Source organism: Idiomarina sp. 28-8 (assembly GCF_000320945.2).
GTDB lineage: Bacteria > Pseudomonadota > Gammaproteobacteria > Enterobacterales > Alteromonadaceae > Idiomarina > Idiomarina loihiensis.
Genome location: NZ_DF266793.1, coordinates 300,182 through 316,513, shown reverse-complemented (window position 1 = coordinate 316,513; position 16,332 = coordinate 300,182). Strand labels below are relative to the sequence as shown.

At 48.5% G+C, this 16,332-nt stretch carries 17 protein-coding genes and 1 rRNA gene; 12 read left to right on the top strand and 6 right to left on the bottom strand.

Going from position 1 to position 16,332, the window contains the following annotated elements; all coding sequences use genetic code 11:
- Positions 1-63: 63 nt before the first annotated feature.
- The 3 genes from rrf (at position 64) to RJ32_RS13530 (ending at position 1,624) form a co-directional block, all read left to right on the top strand.
- A 5S ribosomal RNA gene (gene rrf / locus RJ32_RS13540) occupies positions 64-179 on the top strand.
- 312 nt (positions 180-491) lie between these two features.
- Complete coding sequence (locus tag RJ32_RS13535) at positions 492-1,043, top strand: cytochrome b (protein ID WP_034822931.1); 552 nt, start codon at positions 492-494, stop codon at positions 1,041-1,043.
- Positions 1,043-1,624: a YceI family protein gene (locus RJ32_RS13530; RefSeq protein ID WP_034822929.1), complete on the top strand. Its 582-nt coding sequence runs from the start codon at positions 1,043-1,045 to the stop codon at positions 1,622-1,624. Before RJ32_RS13535 ends, RJ32_RS13530 begins: the two co-directional genes overlap by 1 nt.
- Positions 1,625-1,648: 24 nt before the next feature.
- On the opposite strand, the gene RJ32_RS13525 is transcribed toward RJ32_RS13530, so the two are convergent.
- The 4 genes from RJ32_RS13525 to hemC are packed head-to-tail and all read right to left on the bottom strand — an operon-like array spanning position 1,649 to position 5,606.
- Positions 1,649-2,812 carry a heme biosynthesis HemY N-terminal domain-containing protein gene (locus RJ32_RS13525; RefSeq protein WP_011235785.1) on the bottom strand — a complete coding sequence of 388 codons (1,164 nt, stop codon included), beginning with the start codon at positions 2,810-2,812 and terminating at the stop codon, positions 1,649-1,651.
- Positions 2,809-3,936: a uroporphyrinogen-III C-methyltransferase gene (locus RJ32_RS13520; protein ID WP_034822926.1), complete on the bottom strand. Its 1,128-nt coding sequence runs from the start codon at positions 3,934-3,936 to the stop codon at positions 2,809-2,811. The genes RJ32_RS13525 and RJ32_RS13520 overlap by 4 nt, the downstream gene beginning before the upstream one ends.
- Entirely contained in the window at positions 3,929-4,690 is a 762-nt protein-coding gene (locus RJ32_RS13515; RefSeq protein ID WP_034822924.1) for a uroporphyrinogen-III synthase, read from the bottom strand. Before RJ32_RS13515 ends, RJ32_RS13520 begins: the two co-directional genes overlap by 8 nt.
- Positions 4,665-5,606, bottom strand: a complete 942-nt coding sequence (hemC, locus tag RJ32_RS13510; RefSeq protein ID WP_034822923.1) for a hydroxymethylbilane synthase — start codon at positions 5,604-5,606, stop codon at positions 4,665-4,667. The genes RJ32_RS13515 and hemC overlap by 26 nt, the downstream gene beginning before the upstream one ends.
- A 92-nt stretch (positions 5,607-5,698) precedes the next feature.
- Between hemC and RJ32_RS15540 the strand changes: the two genes are divergently transcribed.
- The 8 genes from RJ32_RS15540 to RJ32_RS13475 all read left to right on the top strand — a co-directional run bounded on the left by RJ32_RS15540 (position 5,699) and on the right by RJ32_RS13475 (position 13,018).
- The gene (locus RJ32_RS15540) at positions 5,699-5,845 is read left to right on the top strand and encodes a lipoprotein (protein ID WP_011235781.1); all 147 of its coding nucleotides are present in this window, start codon (positions 5,699-5,701) and stop codon (positions 5,843-5,845) included.
- On the top strand, positions 5,842-7,104 hold the full coding sequence (gene lysA / locus RJ32_RS13505) for a diaminopimelate decarboxylase (RefSeq protein WP_034822921.1): 1,263 nt from the start codon (positions 5,842-5,844) through the stop codon (positions 7,102-7,104). The genes RJ32_RS15540 and lysA overlap by 4 nt, the downstream gene beginning before the upstream one ends.
- Before the next feature lie 2 nt (positions 7,105-7,106).
- The gene (gene dapF / locus RJ32_RS13500) at positions 7,107-7,934 is read left to right on the top strand and encodes a diaminopimelate epimerase (protein ID WP_034822918.1); all 828 of its coding nucleotides are present in this window, start codon (positions 7,107-7,109) and stop codon (positions 7,932-7,934) included.
- Complete coding sequence (locus RJ32_RS13495) at positions 7,931-8,626, top strand: DUF484 family protein (protein ID WP_011235778.1); 696 nt, start codon at positions 7,931-7,933, stop codon at positions 8,624-8,626. The genes dapF and RJ32_RS13495 overlap by 4 nt, the downstream gene beginning before the upstream one ends.
- The gene (locus RJ32_RS13490) at positions 8,613-9,515 is read left to right on the top strand and encodes a tyrosine recombinase XerC (RefSeq protein ID WP_011235777.1); all 903 of its coding nucleotides are present in this window, start codon (positions 8,613-8,615) and stop codon (positions 9,513-9,515) included. The genes RJ32_RS13495 and RJ32_RS13490 overlap by 14 nt, the downstream gene beginning before the upstream one ends.
- A 25-nt stretch (positions 9,516-9,540) precedes the next feature.
- The gene (locus RJ32_RS13485) at positions 9,541-10,251 is read left to right on the top strand and encodes an HAD-IA family hydrolase (RefSeq protein ID WP_034822916.1); all 711 of its coding nucleotides are present in this window, start codon (positions 9,541-9,543) and stop codon (positions 10,249-10,251) included.
- A 97-nt stretch (positions 10,252-10,348) separates the two neighbouring features.
- Complete coding sequence (gene uvrD, locus RJ32_RS13480; protein WP_034822914.1) at positions 10,349-12,520, top strand: DNA helicase II; 2,172 nt, start codon at positions 10,349-10,351, stop codon at positions 12,518-12,520.
- Positions 12,521-12,595: 75 nt separating this feature from the next.
- Positions 12,596-13,018, top strand: a complete 423-nt coding sequence (locus RJ32_RS13475) for an OsmC family protein (RefSeq protein ID WP_011235774.1) — start codon at positions 12,596-12,598, stop codon at positions 13,016-13,018.
- Here the strand turns inward: RJ32_RS13475 and rarD are convergent.
- Positions 12,995-13,930, bottom strand: coding sequence for an EamA family transporter RarD (gene rarD, locus RJ32_RS13470; protein ID WP_034822912.1), 936 nt, complete (start codon positions 13,928-13,930; stop codon positions 12,995-12,997). The genes RJ32_RS13475 and rarD overlap by 24 nt on opposite strands.
- Before the next feature lie 26 nt (positions 13,931-13,956).
- Positions 13,957-14,421: a thioesterase family protein gene (locus tag RJ32_RS13465; RefSeq protein WP_011235772.1), complete on the bottom strand. Its 465-nt coding sequence runs from the start codon at positions 14,419-14,421 to the stop codon at positions 13,957-13,959.
- 60 nt (positions 14,422-14,481) lie between these two features.
- On the opposite strand from RJ32_RS13465, the gene recQ reads away from it, so the two are divergent.
- Complete coding sequence (recQ, locus tag RJ32_RS13460) at positions 14,482-16,326, top strand: DNA helicase RecQ (protein ID WP_034822911.1); 1,845 nt, start codon at positions 14,482-14,484, stop codon at positions 16,324-16,326.
- Positions 16,327-16,332 lie beyond the last annotated feature (6 nt).

Here is a 16,332-nt window from a genome sequence, read left to right as displayed (position 1 = left end):
AAAACAAATAGAGTGGCGTACTTTAAAGACGCAGTCAGTTTTACCATGTTGTGACAGTTTATGTCTGGCGGCCATAGCGGTGTGGCACCACCTGAATCCATTCCGAACTCAGAAGTGAAACACACCAGCGCCGATGGTAGTGTGGGGTCTCCCCATGCGAGAGTAGGTCACCGCCAGACTATTAATAAAACAGCCCTTCGCTTATGCGAGGGGCTTTTTTTATGCCTGTTCGGTAGCCTGACGTTCACGTCAGGTGAGATACCTAGCGTCTCCTTACCTGAGTCTTCCTGCTCAGTTTATAGCGGCAGTGACGGGTGTCGGCCAGGACCCGCTCTCATAATATCCCCCGGGCTTAATCCCCAACAACCTCACCTGATGCAAGAGCATCAGGCTACTACATTCTATTAATTAGATGTTAATCTACTAATAATACGTATTTTCATTCTATAAATATGAACTAATATAAAACTTAGACAAATCAGGAAAACTTTATGTGGAAAAACACATCAGATAAATACGGTTTGACAGCAGTATTAATTCACTGGCTGTCGGCCTTAATAATATTTGGTTTATTTGCTTTAGGCTGGTGGATGCTAACTCTGACCTACTACGACGAGTGGTATCGCCTGGGTCCCTGGTGGCATAAATCGTTTGGCATTACCTTACTTATCGTAACGGTTTTACGAGTGCTCTGGACTTTAATCAATACTAAGCCTAAACCTTTAGGTAGCAAGTTTGAACGGTTAGGAGCGAAAGCGGGTCATTTTTTACTTTATTTGCTGCTATTCACAGTAATGATCAGCGGCTTTTTGATTTCAACAGCAGACGGCAGTTCTATCAGCGTATTTGATTGGTTTTCGGTACCAGCAGTAATAACCGACTTACCAAAGCAGGAAGATATTGCTGGTGACGTACATTGGTACTCAGCGTTGTCTTTAGTGATCCTGGCTGGTGGTCATGGGCTGGCGGCGCTAAAGCATCACTTTATTAATAAAGACAGTACACTTATTCGAATGTTTGGAAAAACTAAGAGGAAATCATAATGAAAAAGACATTAATTGCAGCCGCGATAGCGGGCAGTACTTTATTTACATCGGCAGCAATGGCCGAAGACTATAAAATTGATACTGAAGGCCAGCACGCCTTTATTCAATTTAAAATTAGTCACTTAGGCTACAGCTGGTTATATGGCCGTTTCAACGATTTTGAGGGCTCTTTCAGCTATGACGATGACGCTCCTGAAAATTCCTCCGTTAACGTGACAATTGATACCTCCAGCGTTGATACTAACCACGCTGAGCGTGATAAACACTTACGTGGCGACGACTTCTTAAGTGTATCTGATCACCCTACTGCGACGTTTGAAAGCACGAAATACGTGCCGGATGACGACGATGAAGGCGAAGGTAGACTGCATGGCAACTTTACTCTTAATGGCGTGACGAAAGAAATCGCTATCGAAGTTGAGCATATTGGCGCTGGCGAAGATCCATGGGGCGGATTCCGTCGTGGCTTTGAAGGTGAAGTAGACTTAACCTTAGCCGACTACGGAATCGACTATAATCTGGGGCCAGCGGCTAAAGAAGTTCAGTTGACACTGTCTATTGAAGGCGTACGTCAATAACCGACAGCATCAACTGCAGTAGAGTTAGTGAGCTAACGCTTCTTTGTAAGCGTTAGCCGCTAGCTGACTATCACCAAGAGCGTGGTAGGCGTTGCCCAATAAACGATAAACGTGACTGCTCGGTTCAATTTCTGCTAACTTTTTCAAAGCACGTTGGGCTAACGAAAAGTCCTGATTATCCATAGCAATTTGTGCAAGAGCATAAAGGTAATCTCTATTTTCCGGATCTTGCTTCAATTGAGCTTGAACAAATTCCAGCAACTTCTCCGATTTTGCATTAAATAAATGCAAAGAGTTAACGGCAGCTGGTTGCAACTCCCCTCTTTTTAATCCTTTTAAAACCACTCTGGCAGAGACTTCGTAATCACCTAAATGTTTTAACGCGGCGGCATAACTCAACCTGATGGTTGCGTCGCTGCGTTGTTTACTGGGAAGGCTGCGCCATTCGTTGTACAGCATCTCGTTACTTTTGCGACCCTCAGCAACAAAGCGTTCAAAATAGACTTGATATTCAAGACGGTCAAATTCGGCTGGAGCAAGGTCGGTTACACGGCGCAACTCAGGTAATAGCTCTTTCAGTTGCTGCCAGTTTCCCGACGCTTTAAAGACCCGATAAGCTAACTTAAGTACATTGGCAGAGTGTGGCTTAGCTTCTAATAAGCTTCGCATCTCTTTATCCGCTTCTGTCGGGTCTTTTTTTACTGACTGTTCAATAGAAACAAGCTGAAGCAGTGTATCTGCATTATCATAAAATGCCCCTGCTTCATCGTGCCAGTAAGTTGCCTTTCCGGCGTCTTTATTGAGGCAGGCGGCAATTGCAGTTAACGCGGCAATGTTGTTATCAGGAGATTTTTTGTAAGCCTTAGACAGGCTCTCAGTTGCTTTTTCGGGATTGTCATCGAGCAGCTCGCGTATGCCCTGCTGAAAAATGTTCTGAGCTTTACGTTCGCTTCGATTTGCCAACCACTTCCGACCCTGGCGGGTTTTGCTAAGCAGCCGGCGCAGTAACGACACCACAACACTGAGTACGGCAATTGCCACAATAGTAACGACAAACAGGCCGACTACGGTTGTCTCAATCGCTACTCCGGCAAACTGAACTAAAACATAGCCCGCGTTACCCGACGCGAGTGGTCCAATAATGGCCCCCAATATAATGATGACAACCAGAGCTATGATCCATTTCATGAGGCATCTCCCTGCTCAATAGCCTGAGCGATGAAGTCCAGCGATTCAAGCTGCTCTATACTCTGCTGTTCAAAGTCTTCCTGGCCTAGTGACTGAATACGCGAAATAATATCCTGTGAAGCTGCACCATCGCCTTTTACCTGCGCAATTAGCTTAGATAATTGGTCCAGGTAGCTCTGCCACAATTCATCATTATTCTTTACAGCCGCCTGTTGAGCCAGAGTAAAGAGTAGTTGAATGCGTTCGTTTATTGCTGTGCGCTGGGTCGCACTCAGCAGAGGTTTAGGATCGCTGTCTACGGGTTGAATGCGGATAAAGTTATCAAGGAAGGACTGCCAGTTAGCACTCAGGTTCGTTTGCCAGTCATTAACATCACCACTGACATTCTGGGTGTCAGAACTTAAGCGCTGTTGATTACTGTTTACTTCGTCGGGCAGGTCTGACACGCGTTGTTGCAGACCCACGAGTTGCATTGCCAGGTCAGTATTGTCTGCTTTAACTGCGGCATTCACTCGCTCAATATCGCCCGCTAGCTTCTCGCGGGTACGAATTGCGTTACGACTGTCGATACCCGCCAACTGTTGGTCGGCTAATTTCAAAAGTTGCAGCGCCGCTTTGTAGTCGTCCTGGCTCCACATCATTCGTGCAGCCGCCGATAAGGTTTGTTTTATTTCCAGTAGACGCCAGTAAGCCGCTTTTTCGGCAGGCGTTTTGCGCATGTCGTCACGAAGATCTTCGAGGCTCTGACGCAAACTCGTCAGTTCCCGCTGCAGTTGTTGGTCGGTGTTACTCAACCTATCCAGTTCGCGGGACTGCACGGTGTTCTGTAGTTGTTGTTCCAGATTTCCAACGGAACGTTCCAGTTGTTTAAAGCGCGTTTCAATCGGATCTTCCTGCGGTTGCTCACTAACCTGTTCAGAGTCTGTCTTAAATAAACCAGGGAAACGCGTATAGCCCCAGTATGCGGCGGCGACAATAGCGATTAAAACAATAAGCCAGACTAAGCGTTTGAAGAAACGCCCGCTACTTTTCTCGGCGGTTATGGTTTCTTCTTCTGTGCTCTTCTCGCTACTTTGTTCATTATTCTGAACTTCTTCGTTCTCAATTTTATTCTCTTCAGTCATGAGTTTTTCCATCCGCTATTAGCGCATTCATTAATATGGCGTCCGCTGCACTGCCTGTCACTTTGATATTGTCTGATTGTCCGAAAGGAATCAAACCTTTCAGGCGATGACTTGGAACTATCCACTGACAGCTATCCAGCCAGCTTTGGGCAGAGTTTGGCATAGACGACAAAAAGTATCCCAGTTGTTCAGCGCTGGTAACAACAATAGTACCAACTGAGCTTATCCACTGCTGAATCAGTTCAGGGTCGTTCAATGTGAGTTGTTTTCGGCGATACACTTCCCAGTAATCGACAGAAGCTCCGCGAGCTCGTATGGCATCCGCCAATAATTCACGACCGCCTTCTCCGCGAATGATCAACCAGTTCTGTTGCTGCAGTTTTTGTAATTCAGACAACTCCAGCAACCCTTCCGACTGATGTATGAAGGCCGGACAGCTCACGGCAGTGTTTAAATGTTTGCACGCAAAAGAAGCGGTTCCCGGACCGACTGCATAATATTTAGAAGGAACCCCGCTAAAACCAGCCCGGGAGGCATAATGAGCTGCATTTTTACTGACAATAACAATGCCGTCCCAATGCTTTTGTTTAAGCTGGGTCAGCTGATTTTTATTCACAGGTAAAGGCTCTATCTCAATAAAACTGTGAACAAAACATTCTCTGCCAGTTTCGCGCAGCTGTTGGGTAAAGTCGTCCGGACTATTACCCGGACGCAGCAGTAAAACCGCTTTATGAGAGACTGGATTCACTGTCATAGACTGCGCTCAGAATTTCAGCTGCACCTTGTTTAAGTAACCGCTCAGCAAGCTCTGAACCTAACTCTTCAGCTTTAGACGCCGGGCCGCGCACTTCATCACGAAGCACTTTTCCGCCATCAGGCTCACCAACCAGGCCGCGTAAATAGACCTCATCACCTTCCAGCTCAGCATAAGCACCAATAGGCACCTGACAGCCGCCATCCAGCCCGCGGTTCATAGCTCGCTCAGCTAACACCCGGGTTCGGGTTTCCTGACATTGCAGCGGTGCAAGTAAGGCTTTCATTTCGTCGTCATCGCTGCGGCATTCAATACCCAGTGCGCCTTGTCCATTAGCCGGTAATGACTGCTCCACCGGAATAAAGGAGGTAATGCGGTCTCCCAGCTCCAGTCGAATGAGACCCGATGCCGCCAGGATAATGGCATCAAATTCACCTTCATCCAGTTTGCGTAAACGTGTTTGAACGTTGCCGCGTAAATCTTTTATGACTAAATGTGGAAACTGCTCTTTTACCTGGCAGCGGCGACGTAAACTACAGGTTCCGACTACTGCGCCTTCCGGCAGCTCATTAAGGTTTTTGTAGTTGTTGGATACAAAAGCATCGCGCGGATCTTCGCGTTCGCAAATGGTATGAAGCTCCAGCCCCGGCGGGAACTCAACCGGTAAGTCTTTCATGCTGTGTACGGCAATATCAGCACGACCTTCCAGCATCGCCACTTCCAGTTCTTTCACGAACAAGCCTTTACCGCCAATTTTTGCCAGCGGAGTATCCAGAATGACATCGCCCTTGGTAGACATAGGAACCAGCTCTACCGACAGGCCCGGATGCAGCTCTTCAAGGCGTTGTTGAATGTGTTCAGCCTGCCATAAAGCCAGCTTGCTTTTGCGTGTTGCAATTCTAACGCGTTGGGTCATTCGTTTTCCTTTACGACGATTAATGACTTTTTAGGTATCTGGTGCGATGATAGGCATCATAGAAACCCAAACGGAATACCTATAGTTTAGCGATGTTTAGTCGAATTGTAATCAAGACGCTGGTGCTATCAGCCATTTTAATGACTTTAGTCGGTTGTGGTCAGAAAGGACCACTAACGCCTGAGCCTATGCCAGAGCAAAATACACCTGCAGAGCCGCCGGCGGAAGACACCAAATGAGCGAATTAATTGACTATAAAAATGGCCAGTTTCATATTGAAAACTGCGACGTCGAGAGTCTTATTGAACGTTTTAGTTCGCCTTTGTATGTTTATTCCAAAGGTCAGATTCTAAAAAACTGGCGTGAGTTTCAGCAATACTGGCCTGCGCCTCATAAGCTGTGTTATGCAGTAAAAGCCAATAGCAACTTAGCTATTCTGCAGTTACTGGCTGAGCATGGCGCTGGCTTCGATATTGTCTCCGGTGGCGAGCTTCAGCGTGTATTAATGGCCGGCGGCAAGGCCGAAGATGTGGTCTTTTCCGGTGTGGCTAAATCCAAAGACGAAATTATTATGGCGCTGGAAGCGGACATCGGCTGCTTTAATGTAGAGTCTGAGGCGGAGCTTGAGCGCATTCAGGACATTGCTGCCACCATGGACAAACAGGCGTCGGTTTCCATACGGGTAAATCCTGACGTCGATGCCAAAACGCATCCGTACATTGCCACAGGCATGAAAGCCAACAAGTTTGGCATTAGCATGTCACTGGCCAAGCCGGTTTTTCTGAAGGCGCATAGCCTACCTAATATTAATTTAATTGGTGCGGACTGCCATATCGGCTCACAAATAATGACAGCTGAGCCTTTCCTCGATGCCGCGCAGCGCATGTTTAACCTGGTTTCGGAACTGGAAAAAGACGGTATCCAGCTGACACACCTGGATTTAGGTGGCGGTTTTGGTGTGGCGTATCAGCCGGAAGAGCCATTGGATAAGTCCTTTTATTTAAAGGAACTGGTTAAGTTAGCCGAGAATTACCCGCAAATTACTTTGGTACTGGAACCCGGTCGTGCTATTACCGCAGACGCGGGTGTTTTGCTGACCACAGTGGAATACATTAAACCCTCAGAAGATAAGAACTTTGTGTTGGTTGACGCCGGCATGAACGATTTAATACGTCCGTCTTTGTACCAGGCCTGGCACGACATTTTACCCGCGCACGAAAATAAGCGCGGCGGCGACCAGTTGAATGATATTGTCGGCCCGGTGTGTGAAACCGGCGACTTTTTCGGACACGCACGGCATTTAAATGTGCAACAGGGCGACGTACTGGCCATTAAACATGCCGGTGCCTATGGTTTTACTATGGCGTCTAACTATAACAGTCGTGGCCGCCCGCCCGAGGTTTTGGTCTCAGGTGATAATGCTACACTGATCCGCGAACGTGAAAGCTTTAACGATCTCGTCCGGGGCGAGCACTTGTTACACCAGGAAGGCCAATAAAAATGTTATTACATTTTTCAAAAATGCACGGGCTCGGCAACGACTTTATGGTGGTGGATAACGTCACTCAGAATTTATATGTGAACCCAGACCAAATACGTCGCTGGGCAGACCGGCACACGGGCATTGGCTTTGATCAGATGCTGTTAGTTGAGCCGCCCTATGACCCTGATTTGGATTTTCACTACCGCATTTTTAATGCCGATGGCAGCGAAGTTGCTCAATGTGGTAATGGTGCCCGCTGCTTTGCGAAGTTTGTAAAAGCTAAAAACTTAAGCAATAAGAATCGCCTTAAAGTCAGTACCAAGGCCGGAAAAATGGTTCTGCACTTAGAGAAAGACGGTCAGGTGACGGTGGATATGGGCGAACCCTTATTCGAACCGGCGGCGGTGCCTTTTAAAGCGCAAAAAGCAGAACAGACCTATGTTTTAAGAGTAAAAGAAGAAACGGTTCTTTGTGGTGTTCTGGGGTTAGGCAATCCACATTGTGTTATTGCCGTGGATAACGTCGACACGGCGCCCGTGGAAACTCTGGGAGCGGCTCTGGCAGCGCATGAGCGTTTTCCGGAAAGCGTGAATGTAGGTTTTATGCAGAAAGTATCGGCTGACGAAATTAAACTGCGCGTGTTTGAGCGTGGCGTAGGTGAAACCATGGCCTGTGGTAGTGGTGCCTGTGCGGCAGCTGTAGCCGGCATTCAGCAAGGCTTATTAAATGAGCGAGTAAAAGTCAGCTTGCCCGGCGGGGACTTAATTATCCGTTGGCAGCAGGGGCAGCCTGTAAAAATGACCGGCCCCGCAGAATTAGTTTACGATGGACAAATGGTGTTATGAGTAGCGAATCGAAAATGATTGCAAATGAACGTTTAGACGACAGCCTTATAAGAGAATACTTACAAGAGAACCCTGATTTTTTCACGAGAAACGATGACTTACTGGCTCAGTTACAGTTTCAACACAGTGAAAAAGGCGCCGTCTCGTTAATTGAACGGCAGCAGCAAAAGCTGCGTTTGCGCGTACAGCAGCTGGAAGAAGAAATTACCGAGCTGATGATAAACGCGCGCCGCAATGAAGCTATTTTCTCGGCTTACAGCAACTTATACGTCAGTCTGTTGCGCTGTCAGAGCCTGAGTCAGGTTCTGGATGAACTGCAAAACACCTTTGAGAATGAGCTGGAAATGCCGGCCTTGTCCTTGAAGTTTTTCGACAGCCCGGTGGATTTAGGCGAGCAATACAGCTTTGCTTCCGACACTCACAAAAAGCTACTAAGCAAACGTTTCAATGAAAGTTCTATTTATCTTGGTCGCTTAACGGAGCAAGAGCATAAGCTGTTGTTTCAGGACGAAGAGATTGCTTCAGTGGCGTTACTACTTCTGGGTGACAATGGCGAACTGGGGATGCTGGCAGTTGGTAATACTAACGCCAGTCACTTCGAGCCGGCCATGGACAAGTTACTGATCAATCAGCTACAGGCCTTGCTCAGCGCATTGTTACCGGGGCTACTGCAAAACCATGAAGCTGCATGACTGGCAGCAAAAATGGATGCAACAACTGCAGGGAGAGCGGGGCTTAGCGGAGCTAACGCTAAAGAATTACCAGCGCCTTATCGCCGCTGATCTGACTGCTCTTGAACTGCAAAAAATAACGGAACCTAAAGCGCTGCGTGTCCCTGTTATTGAACGGCTTTTAGTCGGTTGGCGGCGCAATGGGCTGGGTGAACGCAGTATCGCTTTAAAACTATCGGCATGGCGCACTTTCTGTCAGTTCATGGTGGAATCTAACGCTATGGATGACAACCCGGCCATGTCAGTATCGGCACCTAAAATTCCCAAACGCTTACCCAAAAACCTCGATGTGGATAGTATTTCTCATTTACTGGATTTACCCACAGATGATGATTTAGCCATTCGCGATGCCGCCATGATGGAGCTGCTCTATGCCAGTGGTATTCGTCTGGCGGAGCTGGTGAGTCTTGATCTAGACCACATTGACCACCGTATGATGCAATTACGGGTGACCGGTAAAGGCAGCAAAACACGCATTGTGCCCTTTGGCCGTTGTGCTGAAAAAGCCTTAAAAAAATGGTTGTCAGTGCGTCAGGCCTGGTTAAATCAAAAGCCTGAGCTGGCGCTCTTTGTGAGCAAACGGCTACAGCGTATTAGCCCCCGTACTGTGCAGCAGCGGCTGAATTACTGGGGCAAACAACAAGGTGTGGTGGGTGACTTGCACCCGCATAAGTTACGGCATTCGTTTGCCTCTCATATGCTGGAATCCAGTGGTGATTTGCGCGCTGTGCAGGAAATGCTTGGACACGCTAACTTATCCACAACTCAGGTGTATACTCATCTGGACTTTAAACGTTTAGCCAGTGTTTATGACAGCGCCCACCCGCGCGCCCGGAAAAAATCGACTTAACTTTATCAAATAAGAGTAACGCGTTATGCAGTTCCACCGCCGCTGGCATTTACCCAAAGTTATCAGTTTTGATTTAGACGACACGCTTTATGACAACGTGCCGGTTATGCAGCGTACGGAAGAAGTCGCTCACAGCTATATTGCGGAACAATACCCGCAAACTGCTGAGTGGGACATGCACCACTGGCGCCGCTTCCGTGATGAAGTCAGCCGTACCGACGAAACTCTTGCCAGCGATATGACCAAACTGCGCCTGAAGACCCTGGAGCTGGGGTTAGAGAAGTTCGGTGTTGATGATTCGGCAAGGGCCGCGAATACCATTATGGATGTGTTTCTGTCCGAGCGCAGTAACTTTGAAGTGCCACAAGACAGTATAAAATTATTGGAGGCTCTGTCGCAGCGTTACAAATTAATTGCGCTGAGTAATGGCAATGTTAATGCGGATAAAATTGGTCTGGCTAAGTACTTCGAGCTGGTGATTCAGCCCGGAGACGGCATTCGCGGCAAACCCCTGCCCGATATGTTCGCCGCCGCTGAACGAAAGTTACCTGAGTTGCAACCGCATGAGTTCTTACATGTGGGAGATCATCCATATTCCGATATTCTTGGCGCGCAGCGTCATGGTTGGCAGTCGGCCTGGCTAACCTCGGGGCTGGGAACCACTGCGCACTTATCGGTGTTGCCAACCGTTACTTTGCATAACCTGAATCAGCTACAACGGCTTTTATTGGATTAAAGCCGGCGAACAACTACTGGTTGCTTATACAGTGATGCACTATTACACTGACGGCATAACGTAATACAGTTCTCAATAATGATTTAGGTGACCGCTAATGAGTACACACCCGCTTCTGGCAGATTTAAACGAACGACAGCAGCAGGCCGTATCTGCAACCGACGGTCACATGCTGGTTCTGGCCGGAGCCGGTAGTGGTAAAACCCGTGTTCTGGTGCACCGCATTGCCTGGCTTATTCAGGAGCGGCAGTATTCGCCCTTTAGTATTCTGGCTGTTACCTTTACCAATAAAGCGGCAGCCGAAATGCGCGGACGGGTTGAGCAACTGGTAGGCAGCTCGGTACGTGGTATGTGGATTGGTACCTTCCATGGTCTGGCGCATCGCTTATTGCGTGCGCATTATATGGACGTTGGTCTGCCGCAAAACTTTCAGATAATTGACAGCGACGATCAGCAACGGCTCATTAAGCGTTTAATTAAAAGCTTAAACCTGGATGACAAACGCTGGCCGGCAAAGCAGGCGCAGTGGTACATCAATGGTAAAAAAGACGAAGGTCTGCGCCCGCAGCACATTGAAACCTACGACCCTACGGAGCAAACCTTAAAAGAAATCTACACTTTGTATCAGGAAAGCTGTGACCGAGCCGGCCTGGTGGATTTTGCCGAATTGCTGCTGCGCGCGCACGAGTTACTGCGGAATAACCGCATTGTCCGCGAGCATTATCAAAACCGCTTCCGCCATATTCTGGTCGACGAGTTTCAGGACACCAACTCCATTCAGTACGCCTGGATCCGTTTATTAGCGGGCAGTCAGAACAGCGTGACCATTGTTGGTGACGATGACCAGTCCATTTATGGCTGGCGCGGTGCTAAAGTCGAGAATATTCACCAGTTTTTATCGGATTTTGAAGGTTCTGAAACCATTCGGCTGGAGCAAAACTATCGCTCTACAAGCACCATTTTGCGCGCCGCAAACTCGGTTATCTCGAATAACTCGGGGCGTCTGGGTAAAGATTTGTGGACCGACGGTAACGACGGCGAGCCAATCAGCCTGTATGCGGGCTTCAATGAAATGGACGAAGCCCGTTATATTGTGGCGCGAATTGAAGAATGGCGCGATCAAGGCGGTTCACTGCAAGATTCTGCTATTTTGTACCGAAGTAACGCACAATCACGCATTTTAGAGGAAGCTTTATTGCATGCACGCGTGCCGTATCGTATTTATGGCGGCTTGCGTTTCTTCGACCGCCAGGAAATAAAAGACGCACTAGCGTACTTGCGAATTCTCGGCAACCGCGACGATGACGCCGCTATCGAGCGGGTGATCAATACGCCGACGCGGGGCATTGGTAACCGTACTATGGATATGATCCGCCAGGCTGCCCGAGAACGTGAAGAGTCTTTATGGCAGGCGGCAAAATATATGGTCAATGAAAAGCAGTTGGCCGGGCGTGCGCGTAACGCGGTGGGTTCGTTTCTGGATTTTATCGAGAACTTAGACGACGAAACCGAAGAGTTTTCATTAGGCCGCCTGAGTGACGAAGTCATTAAGAAAAGCGGTCTGATGGCCATGTACGAGGCCGAAAAAGGCGAAAAAGCGGAAACCCGGGTCGAAAACTTAAAAGAGCTGGTGACTGCCTGTGAAAACTTCACTCTGGATGATGCCGAAGAAGACATGACACCGCTGAATGCGTTTCTGGCACACGCCTCGCTTGAAGCTGGCGAAGAGCAGGCCGATGAATATCAGGATGCCGTACAGCTCATGACACTGCACAGTGCTAAAGGTCTGGAATTTCCTTTAGTGTTTATGACCGGTGTGGAAGAAGGCCTGTTCCCGTCTCAGCAGTCCATGGATGAGCCCGGAAGGCTGGAAGAAGAGCGCCGCCTTTGCTACGTCGGTATGACTCGCGCAATGGAAAAGTTAGTGCTTACTTATGCAGAGCAGCGCCGTATTTACGGTCAGGAGTTGTTTCATAAAGTTAGTCGCTTTATCAGTGAAATACCGGCGGATACTTTGCATGAAGTGCGGCTGCAAACCCGGGTAGAAAAGCCCGCCAGTTATGGCCGATTCAATAACGCAGCCAGCCACGAAAGCTTTGAGCAAACGGGGTATTCATTAGGCCAGCGGGTACGTCACCCTAAGTTTGGCGAGGGTACGGTGCTGAATTATGAAGGTACCGGTCCGCAATCCAGAATTCAGATTAACTTCGACAATGTCGGCAGCAAGTGGCTGGTTGTTGCTTATGCACGACTGGATCCGGTTTTCTAAAGTGTAAAGAGGTGATCAAAAACCGCATTCTTCGACTACCTTTAAGGTACATACATACAATGTCGGAGGCATTTTATGAAACGCTCTGCAAATGCACAGTGGAAAGGTAGTATAAAAGAAGGTTCAGGCGTTGTTTCAACGCAAAGCGGTGTTTTAGACAGTACCCAATACTCATTTAAGAGCCGCTTTGAAGAAGGCAAAGGCACCAACCCGGAAGAACTTCTGGGTGCGGCGCACGCAGGCTGTTATGCCATGGCGTTTTCGTTAATGCTGGGTGAATCTGGCTATGAGCCGGACAGTATTGATGCTAAAGCCGAAGTGTCGTTAGAAGAAGATGGTGACGGCTTCAGTATCGCTAAAATTCATCTGAAGGTGAAAGCCAGTATTCCGGATATTGACGAAGACAAATTCCAGAAACTGGCTGAAAAAGCGAAAGAAGGCTGTCCTGTCAGCAAAGTGCTGAAGGCTGAAATCTCAATGGATGCCAGCCTCAGCTGAAGCTAACTTCTTCTTCGCTTTACGATCACGCTGGCGCTGTATAATAGAATCGAAACTGTACAGTGCCAGCGCACTCCAGATAATAATGAAAGTGACCAGCTTACTTTCTTCTAAAGGCTCACCGTAAACCACTACCGCCAAAGCAAACATTAATGTTGGAGCTATATACTGGAAAAAACCCAGTGTCGCATAACGCAGGCGCTGTGCTGCTGAGGTAAAACACAGTAGTGGAATGGTTGTGACCAGCCCGGCGGCAACGAGCAACAGGTTTAACGTCCACGGGTTAGCGGTTAAATCACTACTGGCTGATTCGGCAAACACAAACAGATAAATAAGCATTACCGGGAATAGAATCGCAGTTTCAAGCCAAAGTCCGCTAATAGAATCGACCGGCAGACGTTTGCGAATGGCGCCGTAAATGGCAAAACTAGAGGCTAAAGCCAGAGCCACCCAGGGTACCGAGCCAAAGGTAACAATTTGGATGGTAACGCCCACCACGGCCATACCAATGGCAACTAACTGCAAGCGGCGCATACGTTCGGCAAAAAACACCATTCCGATAGCCACATTCAATAATGGGTTAATGTAGTAGCCGAGGCTGGCATCTAACATGTGGTTACTGTTGACGGCCCAAATAAATAAAAACCAGTTACCACCCAGCAGGCAGGTTGCCAGGGTTAAGCGTAGTACTAATTTGCGGCTTTTCAGAATAGGGCGAATGCGGTCCAGTCGCTTCATGGCAACTATTAGTACAAACACCATCAAAAATGCCCAGATAATTCTATGGGAGAGTATTTCTAGCGCAGGTACTTGTTTCACCAGCTTGAAGTAAACCGGTGCTATGCCCCAAAAAGTATAGGCTGCAAGTGCGAAAAAAACGCCTTGCCGCGCCCGAACAGCGTCATCGGACATGTCGATAGAATCCTTTTTTATCAGCGTTAGCCGACCAGATAAGTCCCGGTTCCGAACGCTATGTGCGTGCCTTCTTCGTTGTGCAACTCCATCCGTGCCACCGCTACTTTATTACCTGAGCGGATAATGGTTGCGCTGGCTATGAACTCGGTACCGCGTCCCGGACGAAGATAATCAACCCGAAGGTCAATAGTACCACAACGGCTCAGACGCTCCATTAAATAAGCTTCAGTAGGAGACTCCAGTCTGTCGACCATGCCGGCAATAGCGACCAGTCCTCCGGCGGTGTCCAGGGCTGTTGCGGTAACCCCGCCGTGCAGCATACGCTGTGGCACATTACCCATAAGTTGTTCCTGCCATTTAAATCGAATTTCACCACGCGCAGGGTTAAACTCCGTAATTTCCAGGCCAAGCAGTGCCTGGAACGGAACCTGAGTGTTCATAAACTCGGAAACTTTTGTCAGTATTGTTTGTGTATTCATTTTCGGCATGGTGATTAGCGGACAGGACGCTTACAATAAGAGCATGTTACTCGGGAAGTCAATATAACCATGCACAGCAGTACCGCCGAAAAAGCACAATTTGATCCGCTTAAACAGCAGCTTGAATCTATCTTTGGCTATCATCAGTTTCGTGATGGCCAGCAGGATATTATGCAGGCCGCTATGCAGGGGCGTGACTCTCTGGTGCTGATGCCAACCGGCGGCGGTAAGTCGCTGTGCTACCAGTTGCCGGCTATTTGTGGTGACGGCCTTACCCTGGTTATTTCGCCGTTACTGTCGTTAATGCAGGATCAGGTCGAGGCACTTAAAGCTCTGGATATTTCAGCGGCGACGCTGCATTCCGGGGTGTCATCGCAAGAATCTATGGCAACCATGCAAGGGCTTCAGAGCGGTGACATTAAGCTGCTTTATGTAAGTCCAGAGCGGGTTTTACAACCAACCTTTATTGAACGCCTGCAAACCTTAAAGCTGAATTTTATTGCGGTGGATGAAGCCCACTGTATCAGCCAATGGGGACATGACTTCCGGCCTGAATACGGCAAACTTGGAGTACTGCGTAATTACCTGCCCAATGTGCCTTTTATGGCATTAACGGCAACCGCAGACTCTGCCACCCAGCACGATATTATTGAACGGCTGTGTCTGCGCGAACCCTTGGTGCACCGCAGCTCGTTCGACCGGCCCAATATTCGTTACGTAGTGCAGGAAAAGTACAAGCCACTGAAGCAGGTTCGTGACTACGTTAAAAAGCAAAAAGGCGCCGCCGGTATTATTTATTGCGGCAGTCGCAAAAAAACTGAAGAGCTGTCGGAAAGTCTGCAGCAAGCCGGGGTGCGTGCTGCACCCTACCACGCCGGTATTGAGCACCAGATAAAGGAAAGTACCCTGCGCCAGTTTCTGCGTGACGACATAGACGTTGTTGTTGCGACGGTGGCCTTTGGTATGGGTATTAATAAGCCCAACATTCGTTTTGTTATTCATTTTGATATTCCCCGTAGTGTTGAGTCTTACTATCAGGAAACCGGGCGTGCCGGGCGCGATGGCCTTCCAGCAGAGGCCGTCATGCTTTATGACCCACGTGACGCGCAGTGGATACGACGCATGATAGAAGATCAGGAGAATGAGCAGCGGCGCTTGGTCGAGGCGCAAAAGTTTTCAGCTATGCAGGCTATGGCAGAAGCGCAGACCTGCCGGCGGCTGGTGGTGTTGAATTATTTTAATGAATACTCGGATAAAGAGTGTGGAAACTGCGATTTGTGTCTGGACCCGCCCCAGCGCTACGATGGTCTGGAAGATGCCCAAAAGGCACTGAGCTGTGTGTACCGAGTCGGTCAGCAGTTTGGTATTAACCATGTAGTTGAGGTTTTGCGTGGTTCAAAAGCCCAGCGTGTTCTCGAGCTGGGACACGACCAGTTGAGCACGTACGGCTTAGGCAAATCGGAAACCCAGGAGCACTGGTTTTCGGTATTACGACAGCTCATTCACCGGGGGCTTATTCTGCAGGACATTCGGCGTTTTGCGGCGTTGCAACTGACTGACGCCGCACGTCCTGTTTTAAAAGGCGAAGTGCCGCTGGAACTGGCTAAGCCGCGAATAGAATTAACCGCAACCAAAACCCGAATTACTGATCGGGGTGACTATAATAAAATTTTGTTCCGGCGTTTACGCAAGTTACGTAAAGACATTGCTGACCGTGATCAGGTGCCGCCTTTTGTGGTGTTCAGTGATGCGGCACTGGTGGAAATGTGCGTACACTACCCCACAACAGCCAAAGATATGTTAGACATCAATGGTGTTGGAGAAGTTAAACTGGCACGTTATGGCAATGAGTTTATGCAGGCTGTGGAAGCGTTCTTGTCCGGTGCCAGCGAGCGAGAATTATTTAATGGGTAAAGAATA

What these genes read in the sequence shown, in the direction of transcription:
- RJ32_RS13535 (WP_034822931.1), top strand. Translation starts at nt 492, where the DNA reads ATGTGGAAAAACACATCAGATAAATACGGTTTGACAGCAGTATTAATT.
- RJ32_RS13530 (WP_034822929.1), top strand. Translation starts at nt 1,043, where the DNA reads ATGAAAAAGACATTAATTGCAGCCGCGATAGCGGGCAGTACTTTATTT.
- RJ32_RS13525 (WP_011235785.1), bottom strand. Translation starts at nt 2,812, where the DNA reads ATGAAATGGATCATAGCTCTGGTTGTCATCATTATATTGGGGGCCATT.
- RJ32_RS13520 (WP_034822926.1), bottom strand. Translation starts at nt 3,936, where the DNA reads ATGACTGAAGAGAATAAAATTGAGAACGAAGAAGTTCAGAATAATGAA.
- RJ32_RS13515 (WP_034822924.1), bottom strand. Translation starts at nt 4,690, where the DNA reads ATGACAGTGAATCCAGTCTCTCATAAAGCGGTTTTACTGCTGCGTCCG.
- hemC (WP_034822923.1), bottom strand. Translation starts at nt 5,606, where the DNA reads ATGACCCAACGCGTTAGAATTGCAACACGCAAAAGCAAGCTGGCTTTA.
- RJ32_RS15540 (WP_011235781.1), top strand. Translation starts at nt 5,699, where the DNA reads ATGTTTAGTCGAATTGTAATCAAGACGCTGGTGCTATCAGCCATTTTA.
- lysA (WP_034822921.1), top strand. Translation starts at nt 5,842, where the DNA reads ATGAGCGAATTAATTGACTATAAAAATGGCCAGTTTCATATTGAAAAC.
- dapF (WP_034822918.1), top strand. Translation starts at nt 7,107, where the DNA reads ATGTTATTACATTTTTCAAAAATGCACGGGCTCGGCAACGACTTTATG.
- RJ32_RS13495 (WP_011235778.1), top strand. Translation starts at nt 7,931, where the DNA reads ATGAGTAGCGAATCGAAAATGATTGCAAATGAACGTTTAGACGACAGC.
- RJ32_RS13490 (WP_011235777.1), top strand. Translation starts at nt 8,613, where the DNA reads ATGAAGCTGCATGACTGGCAGCAAAAATGGATGCAACAACTGCAGGGA.
- RJ32_RS13485 (WP_034822916.1), top strand. Translation starts at nt 9,541, where the DNA reads ATGCAGTTCCACCGCCGCTGGCATTTACCCAAAGTTATCAGTTTTGAT.
- uvrD (WP_034822914.1), top strand. Translation starts at nt 10,349, where the DNA reads ATGAGTACACACCCGCTTCTGGCAGATTTAAACGAACGACAGCAGCAG.
- RJ32_RS13475 (WP_011235774.1), top strand. Translation starts at nt 12,596, where the DNA reads ATGAAACGCTCTGCAAATGCACAGTGGAAAGGTAGTATAAAAGAAGGT.
- rarD (WP_034822912.1), bottom strand. Translation starts at nt 13,930, where the DNA reads ATGTCCGATGACGCTGTTCGGGCGCGGCAAGGCGTTTTTTTCGCACTT.
- RJ32_RS13465 (WP_011235772.1), bottom strand. Translation starts at nt 14,421, where the DNA reads ATGCCGAAAATGAATACACAAACAATACTGACAAAAGTTTCCGAGTTT.
- recQ (WP_034822911.1), top strand. Translation starts at nt 14,482, where the DNA reads ATGCACAGCAGTACCGCCGAAAAAGCACAATTTGATCCGCTTAAACAG.